Source organism: Akkermansia sp. UBA7090, from assembly GCF_002493465.1.
Classification (GTDB): domain Bacteria; phylum Verrucomicrobiota; class Verrucomicrobiia; order Verrucomicrobiales; family Akkermansiaceae; genus Akkermansia; species Akkermansia muciniphila_A.
In genome coordinates this window covers 25,372-43,673 of sequence record NZ_DKYW01000010.1, presented here as the reverse complement: position 1 = coordinate 43,673, position 18,302 = coordinate 25,372, and the positions used below count along the sequence as shown (strand labels likewise).

Below are 18,302 nucleotides of genomic sequence, written 5' to 3'. Positions count from 1 at the left end.
ATTTGCGGGTAAGGGTATTCCCTGTTGCCTGCCGCGGCTCCGGGGCCGTGAGAGGATTTCAGGGTAAATTCCGCCGCGGCGGCCGTGTCCGGCCGGGCGTGGGACGGAGGCCTGCTTCCGGGGACGGCGGACGGATATTTCTTCCGCCGAGCCCTTTTAACGGGGGACATCCGCCAACATCGGAAGAGGTGCGGCCCGGAATTCCAGGGAAAGGGAGTTGACGCAGTAGCGCGCATTCTTCGGCGTCAGGCGTTCGCCATTGAAAATATGCCCCAGATGGCCTCCGCAGCGGGCGCATGTAATCTCCGTGCGCCGCCCGTAGCCCGCATGGACGCTTGTGACGGCGTCCGGCAGGGAATCATCAAAACAGGGCCAGCCGCATCCGGCATCGAATTTGTCTTCCGACCGGAACAGGGGCGCACCGCATTTGCGGCAGGAATAGATGCCCGGCTCAAAGAAACTGACGAATTCCCCGGAGAAGGGCGGTTCCGTTCCCTGGTGTTCGATAATGCGTTTTTCCGTTTCCGTGAGAGGGCGGCGCGTTCGGGAAGGGCCGGGGTCGGGCACGTCCCGGGAGGCGGGAATTCCCCCATTCACGGCCATGACTCCAGCCACGCCTTCCGCAATCACTCCTATCCATGATGCCCAGTGTCTCCGCTCTTCCTGATTCATATGTGCTTATGACCGGGTTGGGGCGGATTTTGCTCATTCATGAATCAATATCTTGCGGATATCGCCGTTTTTTGGGGGGGCTGGAAATGCGGGAGTCTATGGAAGGGTTAATACTCCAGCTCCAGCCAGAGCTGTTCCCAGATGCCCTGCCGCTGTTCTTCCTGGGGATGGGAGACGGACAGCCCCAGAAGGCGGAATGTACGGTCTCCGGAATCCAGTTCTTCCATCAGGGTCCGCGCCAGGGGGAGGATGTCCTCCTTTTCCGTCAGCGTTTCCGGAACGGTCGTGCAGCGGGTCTTTTGGACAAAGTCCGGGAATTTAACCTTCAGGGTAAGGGTGTTTCCCCGGAAGCCGGCGCGCGCCAGGCGCCTTGCGAGTTCTTCCGCCAGCAGGGGGAGGTGCTGTTCCTGCGCTTCCTCCCTGGTGACGTTTTCCCGGTAGGTTTCTTCACAACCTACGGATTTGCGGATGCGGGAAGGTTCCACGGGGCGGTCGTCCACACCGCGGGCGAAGTTATAGAAGAGGGCTCCTATCTTGCCGAAATGCCGCACCAGGAAGTCCTTGTCCCGTGCCCGGAGCTGCGCCCCATTGGTGATGGAAAGAGCGCGCATGCGTTCGGCGGTGGCGCGGCCGACTCCCCAGAAAGCCTCAATGGGAAGGGCCGCGATGAATTTCTCCGCCCGGGATGGATGGATTGTGAACAGGCCGTCCGGCTTGCGGTAATCAGAGGCGATTTTTGCCAGGAATTTGTTGTAGGAAACGCCGGCGGAAGCCGTCAGGCGAAGTTCCTGGCGGATTTCCTTTTTAATCCTCCTCGCAATGTCGACGGCCAGCGGAATGCCCGGCTTGTTTTCCGTGACGTCCAGAAAGGCTTCATCCAGGGAGAGTGGTTCCACCAGGTCCGTATAACGGTGAAAGATGGCGTGTATCTGCGCGGAGACGGTCTTGTACACTTCCATGCGGTTGCGGGTGAAAATCAACTGGGGGCAAAGCTTGAGCGCCTTCATGGAGGGCATGGCGGAACGCACGCCGAAGCGGCGCGCTTCATAGCTGGCCGCCGCCACCACGCCGCGCATTTCCGGCCGGCCTACGGCGATAGGTTTGCCGCGGTATTCGGGATGGTCCCGCTGTTCGATGGACGCGTAAAAGGCATCCATATCCACATGGATGATTTTTCTCTGGTTCATGGGAGCGTTTCATGATTCCTGACGGGGCGGAAAACATGAGGAAATGGGATGCCCCATCATAATCCGGCTTATCCAGCAAGTCCAGTTGGAAGGAGAAGCTCCGGCAGGGAGGCGAAAAAAGGCGGATTTTTTTGGGAACGGGAGATTTAAGTGAAAAAATCTTCCGGCTATGGTACATTCCGGGCATGCCCAGAGGAATGAAGGAACGCCTGTGCCGGGGTCTGGAAAAGGCGCTGCATGTGGAACCCCGTGAATTGCCTGCCGCAGCGGGGGGAATTGTTCTGTTTTTCCTGCTGTTCCTGGCCTATTCCATGTTAAGGCCGGTCCGGGAGACGATGGGCATTGCCGGAGGCGTTCAGAATTTGCAGTGGCTTTTTACGGCTACTTTTGCCGCTTCCATAGGGATCCAGTTTTTATTTGGGTGGGCATCCTCAAAAGTGCGGAGAAAGGCCATTCTTCCGTGGACGTACGGTTTTTTCATTCTTAACCTGGTGGTTTTTGCGGCGCTTGTGCTGGCATGCCCGGGAAATATCTGGACGGCCCGTTCGTTTTATGTGTGGCTGTCCGTATTTAACCTGCTTACCGTTTCCGTGGCGTGGAGCGTGCTGTCGGACGTCATGAAGCCGGGGCAGATGAAACGCCTGTTTGCCCTGATTGCCAGCGGAAGCAGCCTTGGGGCCATTGTGGGGCCGGCGGTGACGGCCGCCCTTGCCGGCGTGGCCGGCCATCTGTGGCTGTTTCTTGCCGCCGCTGTTTTTCTGGCGCTGGCGATGCTGGCGGGAATGTATTTGCACCGCTGGCGTGACAGGACTTCCCCGGAAGGAGCGGGTGTGGGGATTCCTCTTCCGGCCGACTGCCGGGAACGCCCTCTGGGAGGGAATCCTTTTGCCGGGGCGTCTGCCGTGTTCCGGTCTCCCTTCCTGATGGGCATCGGGCTGTTCATTATCCTGCTGGCCGGGACCAACACGTTCCTGTATTTTGAGCTGATGAGCGTTGTAGCGTCTTCCTTTCCTGATCCGGTGCGCCAGACGCAGGTATTCGGAGTACTGGACGCCGTTGTTCAGGGGTGTACCATGCTGCTTCAGGTATTTCTGGCGGGGCGTATTGTTCGGAAATTCGGATTGGCGGCATTGCTGGCGGCTGTCCCCGTTCTTATTTCCCTGGGTTTTGTCTGGATGGCTTTCGCCCCGGTATTTGCCGTCGTGGCCATAGTGATGGCGGTACGCCGCATCGGGGAATACGGAATGGTGCGTCCCGGCCGTGAAATGCTGAATTCCGTATTGTCCCCTGAAGAAAAATACAAGGCCAAGAGCTTTATTGATACGGTCCTTTACCGTGGCGGCGACGCCGTCAGCGCATGGCTGAAAAGCTTCTTTAACGTGTTGGGCTCCCATTCCCCGTGGGCCATGCTGACCGGAGCCGCCATTTCCCTGCTTTGGGCGGCCACCGGCTTCCTGCTTGCGCACAGATTCCGGAAGATGGCCGGAGTTCAGGGAAAGGAATAATCCCCGTGACGGGGAATTCTCCGTCTTGTCCGGATACGGCCTGCGGTTGCGGAATCTTTTTTCAGGTCAAGGCTGGCGTGATGCCCTTAATGCGGCGGAAGCGGCAGGGGGGAAACAGATGTTTTTCCCTCCCGGTGACAGATTATTTCTGGAATATTTTTTTATTTGACGGCGGTTTCCGACGTGGCGCCGACATTCGGATTCTCAATCCGAAATCAATACTAAATATTGTGGGAAAACAATTTAAGTATCATCGGGAAGCTGTTTTCAGGATGATTTCTCCTCCAAAGGAAATACTTCCGTGCCAGGCATCCTCTATTGTTTTTTAGACAGGCTGATTTTCTCGACACCTTGTTGATAGAAATACAATCTTTTTAATATAAACAAATTATAATAAATATCGAAATGGTGGTTTGATGCCGCAGGATATATTGTACATGGAATTTTCCCTCTAAGCCGGTTCATGGACCGGATTGAGAATTCGTTATTGGGTTCAAAGCCTCTTCGGGTGAAGCAGGCTAGTCATCGTTTCGTTAGATGAATCAATCATTACTCCTATTATTATATTCCTCTGATAATGAAGAAGACACTCATTACGCTCATTGCTCTGGCGGGAATAGCTCATGCCGATTTCACATGGAATGGCGGCAGTGACATTACCCAGCAGCTTTGGCAGACAGAATCCAGCTGGATTATCAGCGAGTCAGATTCCTGGCCGGCAGCCGGAACCGGCCCCGGCACGCCCGACTCCAATGCCTGGTCTCTTATTTCCGTTTCCAATGCGAGCGGTTCCATCAACCAGCTGGAAGGCTGGACATTGAAGCTTGCCCTCAGCAACGGCGCGGATTTGACCGTAGGGAACGTCAAGAAATTCCAAGGGGGCTGCACTATTGACATTGATCAGTCATCTGCGCTGACCATCAATGGTTTTAGCGGCGGCAACGACGGCGGGATCACGACGTTGAACAACTACGGCACCTTTAACCTGGCTTATTCCAAGAGCCAGGGAGGTGAAGGCTTTAACGTCAATTTGGGAGCCACGGGCGTGATGAACCTTACTTCTTCCAACGGTAATTCATACAATGCCAAGATAGCAAGCCTGACTGCTACGCTGACTCTTGACGGAGGCACCGCCAGCGGAGTAACCGCCGACGGACATCAAATCCTGACCCGGAATCTGGTTTCCCTGGGGGATAATATGTCTTTTGACGGCACGAACACTTCCCTGGAAATGCTCAGCGGCATTGCAGGCGTTGATACCCTCACTGCGGTGGACGATTTGACTAATGCCGAAGTTGGTTCTTATATGGTTACCAAGAATGGGGACGGGTACAGCGTTTCCTATGTGGTTCCCGAACCCGCAGCGGCTTCCCTGAGTCTGCTGGGCCTGGTTGGCCTGGCGATGCGCCGCCGCCGCAAGTAACGGCAAACTTGGATTTCTGTTTCCATGCAGCTCCCTTCCGCGGTTAACGGAAGGGAGTTTTTTATTATTTAACGGAAGGGCGGCATCTTTCCGGAAGATGTCCGGGCAGAACGGGAGAGGGAAGCCGGGAGAATGCACACGCATGGGTCTGTTTTCCCCCGGAGGATGCCGGAACGGGATTAGCTCCTGCTGCTGTTCTACAAACCTGCGGGAAAGAAAAGGGCTCCTGATATTGCCGAGAATAACCGCTTCTTTTCAAGAGAAGTGGTAGGCCCGGTAGGAATCGAACCTACATCGTCGGTACCGGAAACCGATGTCCTATCCATTGAACGACGAGCCCATGTTCCCAAGGAACGAGAGAAATAGAATAGAAAAAACGGGCAGGATGCAAGTATTTTTATGCCGGTGACGGGATTGGACTGAGGAAAATGTTAAAGCCGGGAGGTTAAAGGAAGAGATGCTTCCGGGTATTCCGGGGAAAAGGAAGGGGCGTCAGGAAATTTTGCGATGGAAAGAGAAGACGGCAGCCAGGGCGGCTACCACGGTAACGGCCATAATGGCCGCGAAGAGGGGCCAGAGATCCAGGAAGCCGGCTCCTTCCAGAAAGATGCGCTGGATGAGTTCCAGACCGTATCTCATGGGGTTGAGCAGCGTGAGGTCCTGAAAGATTTCCGGCATGCTGGAGATGGGCGTGGCGAAGCCGGAGAGCATGACCATGGGCACCAGCAGCAGGAAGGTTCCCACAATGGCCTGTTGGAGGGATTGGGCAAAGGAGGAGATGCACAGCCCGATGGCCGCCGCCGTGACGATGAAGAGCAAAAGGGCGGCGGAGAGCAGCCAGATGGAGCCCTGGAAGGGGATGCGGAACCAGAACATGGCTACCAGCACTACGAAGACGGCCTGCATGATTCCGGTGATGACGGAGGCTGTCCCCTTGCCGAGCAGGATTTCTCCGGGAGTGTACGGGGCGACGAGAAGCTGGTCGAAGGTGCCTTCTTCCCGTTCGCGGGCGATGGAGAGAGCTCCGGAGAGGATGGAGTTGATGAGCACGAGCACGGCAATGAGGCCGGGGACGATGAACCAGCGGGTGATGAGGTTGGGGTTGAACCAGGCGCGGGATTCTATTTCCACCGGGGAGGCCCCGCCGTTTTGGGAGAGCAGATCCTCCCCGTAGGCGGAAGCGATTTGCTGGCCGTAGCTGAGGGCGATGGCCGCCGTATTCGTGTTGCGTCCGTCCGCAATGAGCTGGAGGAAGGCGGGCCTCCCCGTCTGAATGTTGCGGGAGAAGTCCGGGGGGATGGTGAGCCCCACGACGATTTCCCGGTTGTCGATCATGCGGTCGATATCCTTTTCCGTGGCCGCCGTAGCCTGCCTCTGGAAGATGCCCGTGCCTTCCAGGTCCGCGATGTACTGAGAGGCCGCTTCTCCGCCGTCCTTGTCCAGCACGGCGTACGGCACGCGGGTGACGTTCATGGTGGCGGCATAGCCGAAGATGGCTATCTGGAGGATGGGCGGGATGATAAGGGCCAGCCGGCTTTTTTTGTCCCTGAGCACGGCCAGCAGTTCTTTTCTGACGAGGGAGGCTATTCTGACGAGAAAGTCCATGGCGTTATTCGAGGGATTTGGGGGCTTTCAGCCGGGCGATGCCCATGAGCGCCACGGCAAAGACGCCCAGCGTGATGCAGCAGGGAATGATGACGGAGGGGATATCCCCGGCCAGGAAGAGGGTCTGGAGCAGGGTGACGTAATAGCGGGCCGGAATGAGGTAGGTGATGGCCCGGACGGCGGGGGGCATGTTGAGAATGTCGTACAGGAAGCCGGAGAGCATGAGCGCCGGCATGAAGGTGCCCATGATGGCGAACTGGCAGGCCAGGAACTGGTTTTTGGCGGCGGTGGAGATGACCAGCCCCAGCCCCAGAGCCACAATCAGGAATAATGCGGAGACCGTCAGCAGCAGCGTGAGGGAGCCGCGGATGGGGATGCCGAAGACGAAGGCGGCGAAAATCATGGAGATGGCCAGGCTGACCATGCCCAGCAGGAAGTTGGTGGCGGCCTTGGCCGCCAGGATTTCCCCGCTGCCCACGGGCGTGACGAAGAGGCTTTCCAGCGTGCCCCGTTCATATTCCCGTGCCATGACCAGGGAGGTGAGGAGCGCCCCGATCATGGTCATGATGGTGACGATGACGCCGGGGACCAGGTAGTAGTGGCTGTCGTTGGCTTCATTGAAGCGGGCGCGCGTCTGCACGTTCAGCACGGGGGCGGCCTGACCGTTCAGGGAGGCTGCCCAGGACGCCACGACGGCCTGAAGGTAGTTGCGGATGAGGGTTGCCTGATTGGCGTTGACGCCGTTGACTACAATCTGGACTTTCGTGATTCCATTGTGAAGCGTGTCCGGCGCGTCGCTTTGCAGGGCGATGAAGGCGTCCGCCTCATGGGTGCGCAGCTTTTCTTCCGCCTCCCGGGTGGAAAAGACGCGTGAGGTCTGGAAGTATCTGGAAAGGGTGAGCCGCGTTTCCAGGTCCGTGGACTGGCTGGAGGCGGGGACGGCCAGGTACGCGATGCGCACGTTTTTGATGTCCATGCTCATGCCGTAGCCGAAGAGGATCAGGAGCACGGCCGGCAGGATGACCGCGATGCCTATATTGCCGGGGTCCCGGACTACCTGGTGGAGTTCCTTGACGATGAGGGCTCCTATTCTTTTGAGGGAGGCGGTCATGTTTCTCCTCCTCCTTTCTTCATGTGTTCTTCCGTGATGGCCAGGAAGGCGTCTTCCAGCGAGGCTGGGGCTCCGTCTTCGCGCGGGGGAGCGTGTTTTCGGATGTCGTCCGGGGAGCCTTCCGCCAGCGTGGTCCCGTCCATCATGATGAGCATGTTATCGCAGAATTCCGCTTCTCCCAGGAAGTGCGTGGTGATGATGACGGTGACGCCTTTTTCCGCCAGGGCGTTGATGCGCAGCCAGAAGTCCCGCCGGGCCAGGGGATCCGCGCCGGAAGTGGGTTCATCCAGAAAAAGGATGTCCGGGGAGTGGAGCAGGGCGCACGCCATGCTGAGGCGCTGCCTGTAGCCGCCGGGCAGGTGCGCGGCGGGGGCGTTCATATACGGGGTCAGGCGGAATTCTTCTTCCATGGAACGGATGGCTTCCTGCCGCTCCTTTCCGGACATGCCGTAGGCCCCGGCGAAGAATTCCAGATTCTGCCGCGTAGTGAGCATGCCGTACATGGAGAATTTCTGGGCCACGTATCCCACTTTCCTGCGCGCCCTGGCGGCGGCGGTCCGCAGATCCGCCCCGGCCACATTGAGCGTGCCGCCGCTGGCGGGCAACAGCCCGCAGAGCATGCGGAAGGTGGTGCTTTTCCCCGCTCCGTTGGGGCCCAGAAGGCCGAAGACCTGCCCTCTGCGGACGGAGAAGCTGATGTGGTTGACGGCAATAAAATTGCCGAATTTCCTCACCAGGTCCGTTACCCGGATGACGGCGCCGTTGTTTTCCGCCTGTTCCGGTTCCGGCGGTCCGGCGGGGACGGGGATGTCCTGCGGGGAGAGGTCCACTTGGCCGGCAAGCAGGGTCATGAATCCGTCGGAGAAGTCCGGCCGCGCGGGGGCGGGGTGGTATTCCTCCAGCTTTTCCCGGGCGGGGTGGCCGGGGGGAACGATGATGCGGACGGTGTTCCCCTGCGGGGTGGCGTTGATGATGCCGGGCACGGCGGCCAGCCTGCTCTGGAACTGGCGCGCATGCAGCCCTTCCGGCGTGCGCACCGTGACGCACATGCCTTCCGCACGGGCGATGACGTCGGAGGGCGGAGCGTCCATGAGCAGGCGCCCTTCATACATGATGAGGGTTCTGTTGCAGTAGGCGGATTCGTCCATGTAGGAGGTGCTGACCAGCACACCCACGCCTTCCTCTCCTGAGAATTGCTTCAGGATGCTCCACAGTTCCCGCCGGGAAAGCGGATCCACGCCCACGGTGGGTTCGTCCAGCAGGATAAGGGGCGGGGAGGAGACCAGGGCACAGCACAGGCCCAGTTTTTGTTTCATGCCGCCGGAGAGCTTTCCCGCAAGCCGCGTGGTGAAGCGTTCCAGGCTGGTCATGGAGAGCAGGCTGCGGAGGCGTTTTTCCCTGTCCTGTCCGTAAACGCCGTGCATGCGGGCGTAAAGCTCCATGTTTTCCCGGACGGTAAGGTCTTCATAAAGTCCGAATTTCTGCGGCATGTAGCCTATGGAGGCCTGGATGTCCCTGCTTTTTTTCACGGAGTCCAGATTCAGAACGGAGATGGAGCCGCCATGCGGTTTCATCAATCCCGTGATGAGGCGGATCAGGGTGGTTTTTCCCGCGCCGTCCGGACCCAGCAGCCCTACGATTTCCCCGGCGGACAGACGGAAGGAAACATCGTCCACCGCCGCAAAGGGAATGCCGGCGGAGTCCGGAAATATTTTCCGGACGTTCCGGCAGTCAATCAGGGGCTGGGATTCCGTGGTCATGGCCTGGGCTGTTCCGGGGGCTGCGTTCCGGCGTTCTGATCCAGGGGGATGGTGACGGTGGCGGGGGCTCCCAGGCGCAGCCGGTTGTCCGGATCGTCCACAATGATGCGCACTTCATAGACCAGAGCCGTTCTGAGGTCCGGCGTTTCCACGTTTTTAGGAGTGAATTCCGCTACGGAGGAGATAAACCCCACCGTCCCTTTGAAGCTGGTGTCCGGGAAGCTGTCATTGCGCACGGTGGCGGAAAAGCCTGGCTTTACTTTGCCGAGCTGGGATTCCGTGAGGTAGGCCCGCACCCATTTGGTATGGTTCAGGGAGATGTTGTAAACGGGTTTCTGGGGGGAGGCCATGTCCCCCTTTTCCAGAATGCGGTTGCGCACCACGCCATTGCCGGGGGCGTAGAGCACGGCGTCTTTCAGGTTCTGCTTCCTGATGGTCAGGCTGGCCCTGGCCTGGTTGTACTGGGCCAGAGCCTGGGCGACGTCTTCCTCACGGGACCCGGCCAGCAGCAGTTCCAGCTGTTTTCTGGCTACATCCAGATTGGCGGCGGCCACTTGCCGGGAGGCGATGGCGTCGTCCGCCTCCTGGCGGGAGATGGATTTGGTTTCTGCCAGCGCTTCCAGCCTTTTGCTGCGCATTCCGGCGTTGTTCAGCGTAGCTTCCGCGGCCTGCACGTTCGCCCTTGCCTGGGCTATTTCTTCCGCGCGCGGGCCGTTTTTAACGCGCAGGTAGTTTTGGCGGGCGGCTTCCGCTATCTGCCGGGCTTCATCCACTGCCTGCCGGAGCCGCACCGTTTCCAGCGTGGCGAGTTTCTGGCCGGGAACAACCGTGTCTCCTTCGTCCGCCAGCACGGAATCAATACGTTCGGAGATGAGGAAAGCCAGATCCACCTGGCGCAGGTCCACATTGCCGTAAAGAACGGCTTTGTCTTCAGGCCCGGACGGAGTTTCCCGGCAGATGAACCAGGCGGCCGTTCCTGCCGCCGCAAGAAGAACCAGGAGGAGAACCAGCTTTTTCATGATTTTATTTATACGTGTGTATAAATCCGCCGCAAGCAAAAAAGAAGTTCGCATGACGGGGAAGGAATTAGCGATTTACTAACGGGGGGAGAACAGGCATAATCCGGCGTCTTTTACTTTTCCCATTATTCGTTATGATGACCGCCACCGAAATACGCCAAAGCTTTCTGGACTTTTTCCGCGAAAAACAGCACACGGTCGTGCCCTCCGCTTCTTTGATGCCTCAGAGCCCCGGTTTGTTGTTCACAAATGCCGGCATGAATCAGTTTGTTCCGTATTTCCTGGGCGTATGGACTCCCCCGTGGACGCCCGCCCGCGCTACGGATACCCAGAAGTGCATCCGCGCCGGCGGAAAGCACAATGACTTGGAGGATGTGGGTTATGACTCCTACCACCACACGTTTTTTGAAATGCTGGGGAACTGGTCTTTCGGGGATTATTTCAAGAAGGAAGCTATCCGGTGGGCCTGGGAGCTGGTCGTGGAGCGGTGGGGATTTCCGGCGGAACGCCTGTACGCCACCGTGTACGCGCCGGACAAGAGCAAGGGCGACCCCGGAGAGTTTGACCGGGAAGCCTGGGATTTCTGGGCTGAGCTGTTCCGTTCCCGCGGGCTGGACCCGGACGTGCATATCGTACACGGGAATGTGAAGGATAATTTCTGGATGATGGGGGAAACCGGCCCCTGCGGCCCCTGTTCCGAGCTGCACGTGGACCTGACTCCGGAGGGGAATACGAAGGGAAGCCTGGTAAACAAGGATTCCGACCAGTGCATAGAAATCTGGAATCTGGTGTTTATCCAGTACAATGCGGAGAGCGACGGCTCCATGCGCAACCTCCCGGCGTGCCATGTGGATACCGGCATGGGTTTTGAACGCGCGTGCTCTATCATGCAGTGCACGAACGGGTTCAAGGATTTTTCCCGCAAACCGTCCAATTACGCCACGGATGTATTCCGCCCCCTGTTTGACCGCCTGGAAGTTTTGAGCGGGCGGAAGTACGCGGACGTGTATCCGGCGCCCGGTTCCAAGAAGGTGGATGCGGAGGACGGGACCCTTCAGGAGGCGATTGCCTTCCGCGTGATTGCCGATCATCTGCGCACGCTCAGTTTTTCCATTGCGGATGGCATTCTGCCGGGCAACAATGGACGTAATTACGTGCTGCGCCGCATTCTGCGCCGTGCCGTGCGCTATGGGCGCCGCCTGGGCTTTACCCAGCCGTTTTTGGCGGAACTGGTGGATACGCTGGTGGAGTCCTTCGGGCAGGTGTTCCCGGAACTGGCCGCCCGCGCCGCTACCGTGAAGGAGGTGTTGAACCGTGAAGAAGCCAGTTTTAATGAAACGCTGGACCGCGGCCTGGAATTGTTTGACGCGGAAACGGCTTCCGCCGGAAAGGTGAGCGGCGAGTTCGCCTTCAAGCTGTATGATACGTACGGGTTCCCCATTGACCTGACCGCCCTGCTGGCGGAGGAACGCGGCCTGGATATTGATATGGAGAGGTTTAACAGGCTGATGGAGGAACAGCGGGAACGCGCCCGGGCCGCCCGCAAGAGCGAGGTGGTGCGCGCCCTGGATTTGAAGACGGACGCCGTGACGGCGTTTACGGGGTACGATGTGGACGAATGCTCCGCTACGGTGCTGGAAGTAAGCCGCCAGGGGGATTCCCTGTTCATCATCACGGACAAGACTCCGTTTTACGCGGAAATGGGCGGGCAGGTGTCCGATGCCGGGTTGATTGAAATCGGCGGAGACAGTTACCATGTGATGGCCGTCCAGCAGATTGGGAATGCCCGCGCCCATGTGGTGGAGGCGCGCCCCGGGCTGGACGTGAAGCCCGGCGACCGCGTGCATTTGAGCATTGACGCGGAACGCCGCCGCCGCATTGAGGCGCATCACACCGCCACCCATCTTCTTCACTGCGCCCTGCATCAGGTGGTCAGCCCGGATGCGGCCCAGCAGGGGTCTTTTGTCTCGGAAGACCGGCTGCGCTTTGACTTTAACAGCAGCGCCGTTTCTTCGGACCAGCTCCGCCTGATTGAAGAGAAGGTGAACGGCTGGGTTGAGGAGTCTCTTCCCGTGCATTGCACGGAACGCGCTTATGCGGACGTGAAGGGCAATGCCGCGATTGCCCAGTTCTTCGGCGACAAGTACGGGGATGTGGTGCGCGTGGTCCAGGTGGGCGGATGCAGGGATGGGCTGGACGGCGTTTCCATGGAATTCTGCGGCGGAACCCATATTTCCAATACGAAGAATATCGGTCTGTTCAAGATTAAGAGCGAGGGGGCTATCGCTTCCGGCGTGCGCCGCATTGAGGCGATGACGGGGGACGCAGCTCTGGAGATGATACGGCAGCATGTTGTCGCCAAGAGCCTGGAAATCGCCAAGGCGGTAGAGAAGATCAAGGAAGTCAATTACGAGTTGGCGGACATGGGGCTGGAACAGGTGACCGTCCCCACGATTGAAGGCAAGCCGGGGCTGACGGCCCTGGGGGCTTCCGATATCCGGACGGTAAATGACTCCCTGGCGCGTTTCGACGCCTCCGTGGAGCATTTCAAACAGACGGCGCTGGATGCGGAGAAGAAGCTTAAAAAAGCCCGCGCCGGGCAGTCCGCCGCCAAGGCGGACGCCCTGCTGAATGAGTGGCTTTCCGATGCCCCCTCTTCCCTGATCCAGGTGGCGGAGGGCGCCGGGGAATTGCTTCAGGAGCTGCTGAACGGACTGAAAAAGCGCCAGTATGCGGGTGCCGCCTTCCTGCTGTGCGTGGACAGTTCTTCCTTGCTCCTGGGCGCTTATTGTGGCAAAGATGCCATTGCGGACGGTTTGTCCGCCGGAGACATGATCCGCGAGGTGGCCGCTCTTGCCGGAGGCAAGGGAGGCGGCCGTGCGGACCAGGCCCGCGGTTCCGCTCCGCAGGATGCCGATCCACAGGCCCTGGCTGCCGCCGCCCGCAATATTATTAACGGATAAGCCCCTTAACCGGGCCCTATCGGACACCAAGCATGGACAAGAAGATTTTTCCGGACGAACCTGAGATTCCCATTTTGCCTAATTTGTTTACGGCAGGGAACCTGGTGTGCGGTTTTTTCGCCATTCTGACTATTTTTGAGGGAATCAACCAGGCGGACAGCGACGCTGTGGCCGCTTTTTCCTGTTATCAGAATGCCACTTTTCTGATCTTCGCGGCGTGTTTGTTTGACTTGTTTGACGGCCGCATTGCCCGCATGCGCGGGCAGGACGGCCCGTTCGGGCGGGAATTCGATTCACTGGCGGATATTGTCTCCTTCGGCATCGCTCCGGCGTTGCTGGTGGCCAAGGCCGTTCTGTTCCAGCTGTCCCCGCCGGAGGTGGGATGGGGCATCGGCATCCTGTACCTGCTGTGCGCCGCGTTGCGCCTGGCGCGGTTTAACTGCATGGCGGCCGCTCCCCGGAAGGAAGGCCAGAGCAGCGATTTTGTGGGGCTGCCTGTTCCGATGGCGGCGGGAGCCGTGGTCTCCACCATGTACCTGGTGATGTATCTGGCCGGCAGGGCGCCGGACGGGGCCATGGACCTGGGCGTCTTCAAGTACGTGATTGCGCTGGCAATGGCGGGAGTCTCTATTCTGATGATGAGCCGGGTGATTTATCCCAGCTTCAAGCATATCAACATGCGCACGCGGGGGACGATGTACGCGATTGTGTTCATCGTGCTGGCGGTCATCTGCATTTTCAAATTCCCGTGGGTGATGCCCGCAGTCATTTTTTCCATTTATCTGCTTTACGGGCTGGTGCGGCCCTGGGTGGCCCGCCGCTGGCGGAACAGGCTGGAAGCCCGTGATGGAGAATAAGAAAGCCTGTAGAAAACTGTTCCTTCCTTTTCTTTGAACAGACTACGCTGCGACGGATTGAAACCGGCCGTGCCCCTGAGTCCGTTTTTTTAAGGGAGGGGCGGAATAGCCCCTAAGGACCGGAGCTTACTTGTTTTTCTTTTTAAAGTCATCCGCAAAGGGGTCTTTTTCCGGGGCAGTGGGCACGGCGTGCGTTTCAATGTCCTTGGTGCTCTTGACCAGCGTGATGCATACGGGCTTGCTGCGGTTGCCCATGGCGTCATAAGTGTAAAGGAAGCGGCGCACGAGTTCCTTGGTGCGGGAATCGAACATTTGCTCTTCTCTCAGGTTGGCGTTGCCGTCGTAGCCGTAACGCACGAAAAAGAGTTCGTTTTTCTGTCCGTCAAAGATCAGGCAGGAGCGCAATTCTCCAAAAGGCCCTCTTTTGTACAGGGTTACGGAAACAAGAACATTGCGGACGTTGTAAGTGGTTTTTTTCATCCCCTTGCCGTCCCCTGTTTTTTCAAAGTAGCTGCGGGAACCGTCTTCATGCTTGACCATGCGGGAAGAAGCAGTCTGAACATGGAAATCGTCCTGGCCGGCGGCCAGGGCTCCGGACGTCATGAGCATGGGGATGAAGAGAAGCAGGGGCGTTGTTTTCATGGTGAAAAAAGAGTTTCTGACTTATTAAAGTGATGTATAGTGGCTTTGACAAGAACGTAATTAGATGAACTGGCTTGTAAGGAGAGACGTATTGGATGTGGCGCGCGGAGGCGTGTTGATGGGAATTGTGAACGTTACTCCGGATTCCTTTTCCGACGGAGGGCGTTTTTATGCGACGGAACGCGCTGTCTCCCATGCAAAAGAGCTTGAACGGCAGGGGGCCCTGATTCTGGACATAGGGGGGGAGTCCACCAGGCCGGGGGCCGCGGAGGTTTCCGCGGAGGAAGAATTGGGCAGGGTGCTGCCCGTGGTGCGGGAACTCCGTTCGTGCACGGATGCCGTGATTTCCGTGGACACGCGCCATGCCGCCGTAGCGGCGGCTGTGCTGGAAGCGGGTGCGGACGTCATTAATGATATTTCCGGATTGCGGGAGGAGGGGATGGCGGAATTGTGCGCTGAGGCGCGCTGCGGCGTGGTGGCGATGCACATGCAGGGACAGCCTGAAACCATGCAGGACGCCCCTTCTTATGGGGATGTGGTGCGGGAAGTGCGCGGCTATTTTGAGGAACGTTATGATTTTCTGCTGGCGCGGGGCCTGGAACCGGAACAGATTTGCTGGGATCCCGGCATCGGCTTTGGCAAAACGGCGGAACACAATCTGGCCCTGCTGTCCAACATGGACAAGCTTCAGGTGGCAGGACGCCCGGTGCTGCTGGGCCTTTCCCGCAAGCGCATGCTGGGCGCCGTCCTGGGGGATGCGGAGCAGGGCCGCGCGCCGCTGAGCACCGCCGTGATGACGGTGTGGGGGCATTTGCACGGCGCGCAGATTCACCGTGTCCATGACGTGGCGGAATGCGCCCGCGCTCTCCGGCTGATCCGGGCCGCTGAACCGTTTGTCCGCTGATTGAGCCATGGAATCCGCTTCTTCCCGTCCGGTATTGACGTCCCTGGCGTCCATCGCGTTTTCCCTGGCGGTGGTGTTCCTTTTTCTGGCGGTACGGGGGATCTGGCCTTTCGGCGGCCGCTTCCTGGAGTATATGGATAACGGGCAGCTGGTTTATCCTACCTTGAAGTATTATGCCTCCGCCCTGATGTCCGGAGCGTTTGACGGAGCTTTTTTTTATGATGTCAATGGCGGCGCGGGAATCCGGGTGAGCCCTACGCTGCCGCATCAGTTGCTGATCCCCTCCACCTGGATTGCCGTGGCGATGGGGGATTCCTTCCTGTTGAAGGACATGGTCTGGGTGATGCTGGCGGATGTGGCCTGCATCTGCGTGACGGCTTCCTGGTTCCTGAGACGCGTGTTTCCCTCCCTGCCCGTATGCTGGACCGTGCTGCTGACGGCGGGTTATGCCGTGGGGGGCTTTTTCCAGACCAAGTACGGGTTCATGCAGTTCCTGGACCATGCCGCCATGTTCCCCCTGTTTGCGCTGGGCCTTTACCGTCTGGTGAACGGGGGGAGGGGCTGGCTGTATGCCGCCGGCCTCTTCCTGCTGGCTACCTCCCTGTACAGCGCGTTCATGTCCGTCGTCACCGGCTGGCTGTTCGCGTGGGCCTTTACGCTGCCCCTGAAAGGGACGCGGGAACGCCGCGTGCGCCTGGCCCGCGTGTTCTGGTACACGGCGGCGGTGACGCTGGCCACCTGTTATTACTGGCTGCCGATGGCGGAAATGAGCCGGGATTCCATGCGCTCCCTGTTTATGACGCCGCCCACGTTTTTTGAGTTGTCATGGCCGTTTGACCCTCCCAAATTCCTGGAACGCCTTTACGCCTGCCTGCCGGGGATGTCATTCGCCGCTCTGGCGGCGGTTTATCTGGCTTGCGGGAAGAAGGCGTCCCCTGCGCCGGACAGAGGGAGAAGCCTGTTTATTCTTCTTCTGGCGGCGGCCGTTTTGCCCGCGTTTGTCGAGCCCATCCACCGCGCCGCCCATTTGTGGAGCTACGTGGATTTTCCAGTCCGGTTCGGTTTTATTCCCAATCTGGCGGTAATGTCGTTCTGCGCCTGGATTTTGTCCGGCGGCAGGCTGCCGGGGCCGGCAGGACGGCCGTGGGGGTGGGGATGGAGCCTGGGGCTTCCCATAGCGGCTTTTTCCGTTTCCCTGTTTGTCCTGCAGATGACGGCTGCGGATCTTGCGGCGCGTCTTCTGCCGTTGCTGTTTTTTGCATGCGCATGGCTGTGCTGGAGGCATGTGGAAGGCAAAAGGCTGGCGTGGTCCATTGCCGCCGTGATGATGCTGGGGCTGCCCATAGGGGCTGCCGCGTTCTGGAAGCAGGGGGAGGAGGAGAAAGCCTCCGTCCAGGCGCTCAATGCGGAATGGCTGGCGCGCGGCATGAGGGGGTATTCAGATTTGCTGCGTGTAAAGGACAGGGATCGCCTGATGGTGGAAAACGCGGATTGCCTGGGGCCTGTCCCGGGTATTGGCAATTTCCGGCATACGACGAGCATCGATCATTTCCGTTTTCTGAAAAACCTGGGGTACCGGGATGAATTCACGCGCACGTACGGCCAGGGAGGCACTCTGTTTTCCGATTTGCTGCTGGGCCATGGTTTTGTGCTGGCGTCCCGCCCCATGGAGGGAATGGAGTGCGTGCTTTCCCGGGAAGGCATGTATTTATACAGGCTTCCGGGCGCCCGCTGGGGGCTGGTGGTTCCCCAGGGCGCGCTGGGGCTGCGTCTGGATGAAAACGCTGATGTGTTCAGCAATCTTAATGCCCTGCATGCCGCGCTCTGCCCATCAGCGGAAGGCCCCCTTTACGCGACCGTAACAATGAGGACGGAGATGAGCGGCCCCTTTTACCGGGCGGGCATTCCGGAATATCCCGGCGCGGTGTACGGGTTCCCGCAGACGGATACGGCGGAACTCCGCGTCAATGGCTGTGCGGTGTCCGTCATGGCGGAGGCGCAGAAGACATCCGGAGGAACGAGCCGCACCTATAACGGGGTATTGGAGTTGAAGCGTGCGGCCGTTGCCGGGGAAACCGTGGTGGAGGGAAGAATGCTGCGGGTTGTGGAGGCTCCTCTTCTGGCGGCTGCGGCGCGTACGCCGGAGCAGGATGTTCCGGTTCTGGGGAAAGAGCAGGATAAGTACGGGCTGGAGGCGAAAGGAAGAGGTGGCCATGTGGAGGTGGAGCTGACTGCCGGAAAAGGGGAGGCTCTCATGGTTCCGCTCGTGTATGACCGGGGATGGAGGGCCCGGCGGAACGGGCTGGAGGCGCCTGTGGAAAAGGTGGGGGAATTGATGGCGGTGCGCCTTCTGGAAGGGCAAAACCGGGTGGTGTTTGATTATTATCCGCCTCTGTTGAAAAGTTCCCTGCTGGTTTCCTCCGGAGCGGCCGCCGTCTTCCTGCTGTATGCATGGTGGGCGTGGCGGTGTCCGGAATCCACGATCAGGAGGATTGTCCTGGCCTGCGGATACAGGCTGTTTCAGTGCTGCGCCGCCGTGGTGCTGGCGGCTGTTTATATAGGGTCAATCGTGTTGTTTATCGTGCAGTCCGCGTTGTGAAGGAATCCCCGGAAGGCGGGGAAAAAGGCTGGAGACTTCGTTCGTGGAGAGGTTG

Annotated in this window: 13 protein-coding genes and 1 tRNA gene; 6 read left to right on the top strand and 8 right to left on the bottom strand. The window is 59.1% G+C overall.

All coding sequences use genetic code 11. The annotated features are described in order from the left end of the window. Positions 1-156 precede the first annotated feature (156 nt). Together B3075_RS04635 and dinB are read right to left on the bottom strand one after the other, a co-directional pair. Entirely contained in the window at positions 157-672 is a 516-nt protein-coding gene (locus tag B3075_RS04635; protein ID WP_290489050.1) for a peptide-methionine (R)-S-oxide reductase, read from the bottom strand. A gap of 107 nt (positions 673-779) precedes the next feature. Then, positions 780-1,859, bottom strand: a complete 1,080-nt coding sequence (gene dinB / locus B3075_RS04630) for a DNA polymerase IV (RefSeq protein ID WP_094135455.1) — start codon at positions 1,857-1,859, stop codon at positions 780-782. Positions 1,860-2,044: 185 nt separating this feature from the next. Between dinB and B3075_RS04625 the strand changes: the two genes are divergently transcribed. After that, positions 2,045-3,364: an NTP/NDP exchange transporter gene (locus B3075_RS04625; RefSeq protein ID WP_290489052.1), complete on the top strand. Its 1,320-nt coding sequence runs from the start codon at positions 2,045-2,047 to the stop codon at positions 3,362-3,364. Between the two features lie 577 nt (positions 3,365-3,941). Next, entirely contained in the window at positions 3,942-4,787 is an 846-nt protein-coding gene (locus B3075_RS04620; RefSeq protein WP_290489054.1) for a PEP-CTERM sorting domain-containing protein, read from the top strand. Between the two features lie 265 nt (positions 4,788-5,052). Here B3075_RS04620 and B3075_RS04615 read toward each other — a convergent pair. From B3075_RS04615 to B3075_RS04595, 5 genes are all read right to left on the bottom strand, one after another. Beyond that, positions 5,053-5,127: transfer RNA gene (locus B3075_RS04615), tRNA-Arg, on the bottom strand. 152 nt (positions 5,128-5,279) lie between these two features. Beyond that, positions 5,280-6,392, bottom strand: coding sequence for an ABC transporter permease (locus B3075_RS04610; protein ID WP_290489056.1), 1,113 nt, complete (start codon positions 6,390-6,392; stop codon positions 5,280-5,282). Positions 6,393-6,396: 4 nt separating this feature from the next. Beyond that, positions 6,397-7,503 carry an ABC transporter permease gene (locus B3075_RS04605; protein ID WP_290489058.1) on the bottom strand — a complete coding sequence of 369 codons (1,107 nt, stop codon included), beginning with the start codon at positions 7,501-7,503 and terminating at the stop codon, positions 6,397-6,399. Beyond that, positions 7,500-9,263 carry an ATP-binding cassette domain-containing protein gene (locus B3075_RS04600; RefSeq protein ID WP_290489060.1) on the bottom strand — a complete coding sequence of 588 codons (1,764 nt, stop codon included), beginning with the start codon at positions 9,261-9,263 and terminating at the stop codon, positions 7,500-7,502. Before B3075_RS04600 ends, B3075_RS04605 begins: the two co-directional genes overlap by 4 nt. Next, positions 9,260-10,282, bottom strand: coding sequence for an efflux RND transporter periplasmic adaptor subunit (locus tag B3075_RS04595; protein ID WP_290489062.1), 1,023 nt, complete (start codon positions 10,280-10,282; stop codon positions 9,260-9,262). The genes B3075_RS04600 and B3075_RS04595 overlap by 4 nt, the downstream gene beginning before the upstream one ends. Before the next feature lie 134 nt (positions 10,283-10,416). Here B3075_RS04595 and alaS point away from each other — a divergent pair, with 134 nt between their 5' ends. Together alaS and pssA are read left to right on the top strand one after the other, a co-directional pair. Beyond that, on the top strand, positions 10,417-13,245 hold the full coding sequence (alaS, locus tag B3075_RS04590) for an alanine--tRNA ligase (protein WP_290492029.1): 2,829 nt from the start codon (positions 10,417-10,419) through the stop codon (positions 13,243-13,245). 32 nt (positions 13,246-13,277) lie between these two features. Further along, positions 13,278-14,102 (top strand): CDP-diacylglycerol--serine O-phosphatidyltransferase, encoded by an 825-nt coding sequence (gene pssA, locus B3075_RS04585; protein WP_094135393.1) that lies wholly within the window; start codon positions 13,278-13,280, stop codon positions 14,100-14,102. A gap of 126 nt (positions 14,103-14,228) precedes the next feature. On the opposite strand, the gene B3075_RS04580 is transcribed toward pssA, so the two are convergent. Continuing rightward, on the bottom strand, positions 14,229-14,744 hold the full coding sequence (locus tag B3075_RS04580; protein ID WP_094135392.1) for a hypothetical protein: 516 nt from the start codon (positions 14,742-14,744) through the stop codon (positions 14,229-14,231). 64 nt (positions 14,745-14,808) lie between these two features. Here B3075_RS04580 and folP point away from each other — a divergent pair, with 64 nt between their 5' ends. After that, positions 14,809-15,648: a dihydropteroate synthase gene (gene folP, locus B3075_RS04575; RefSeq protein WP_290489065.1), complete on the top strand. Its 840-nt coding sequence runs from the start codon at positions 14,809-14,811 to the stop codon at positions 15,646-15,648. Positions 15,649-15,655: 7 nt separating this feature from the next. Beyond that, positions 15,656-18,247 carry a YfhO family protein gene (locus B3075_RS04570; protein WP_290489066.1) on the top strand — a complete coding sequence of 864 codons (2,592 nt, stop codon included), beginning with the start codon at positions 15,656-15,658 and terminating at the stop codon, positions 18,245-18,247. Positions 18,248-18,302: the final 55 nt, after the last annotated feature.

Excerpts from the sequence above, each read along its gene's own strand:
- B3075_RS04635 (WP_290489050.1), bottom strand. The coding sequence starts at position 672 with ATGAATCAGGAAGAGCGGAGACACTGGGCATCATGGATAGGAGTGATT.
- dinB (WP_094135455.1), bottom strand. The coding sequence starts at position 1,859 with ATGAACCAGAGAAAAATCATCCATGTGGATATGGATGCCTTTTACGCG.
- B3075_RS04625 (WP_290489052.1), top strand. The coding sequence starts at position 2,045 with ATGCCCAGAGGAATGAAGGAACGCCTGTGCCGGGGTCTGGAAAAGGCG.
- B3075_RS04620 (WP_290489054.1), top strand. The coding sequence starts at position 3,942 with ATGAAGAAGACACTCATTACGCTCATTGCTCTGGCGGGAATAGCTCAT.
- B3075_RS04610 (WP_290489056.1), bottom strand. The coding sequence starts at position 6,392 with ATGGACTTTCTCGTCAGAATAGCCTCCCTCGTCAGAAAAGAACTGCTG.
- B3075_RS04605 (WP_290489058.1), bottom strand. The coding sequence starts at position 7,503 with ATGACCGCCTCCCTCAAAAGAATAGGAGCCCTCATCGTCAAGGAACTC.
- B3075_RS04600 (WP_290489060.1), bottom strand. The coding sequence starts at position 9,263 with ATGACCACGGAATCCCAGCCCCTGATTGACTGCCGGAACGTCCGGAAA.
- B3075_RS04595 (WP_290489062.1), bottom strand. The coding sequence starts at position 10,282 with ATGAAAAAGCTGGTTCTCCTCCTGGTTCTTCTTGCGGCGGCAGGAACG.
- alaS (WP_290492029.1), top strand. The coding sequence starts at position 10,417 with ATGATGACCGCCACCGAAATACGCCAAAGCTTTCTGGACTTTTTCCGC.
- pssA (WP_094135393.1), top strand. The coding sequence starts at position 13,278 with ATGGACAAGAAGATTTTTCCGGACGAACCTGAGATTCCCATTTTGCCT.
- B3075_RS04580 (WP_094135392.1), bottom strand. The coding sequence starts at position 14,744 with ATGAAAACAACGCCCCTGCTTCTCTTCATCCCCATGCTCATGACGTCC.
- folP (WP_290489065.1), top strand. The coding sequence starts at position 14,809 with ATGAACTGGCTTGTAAGGAGAGACGTATTGGATGTGGCGCGCGGAGGC.
- B3075_RS04570 (WP_290489066.1), top strand. The coding sequence starts at position 15,656 with ATGGAATCCGCTTCTTCCCGTCCGGTATTGACGTCCCTGGCGTCCATC.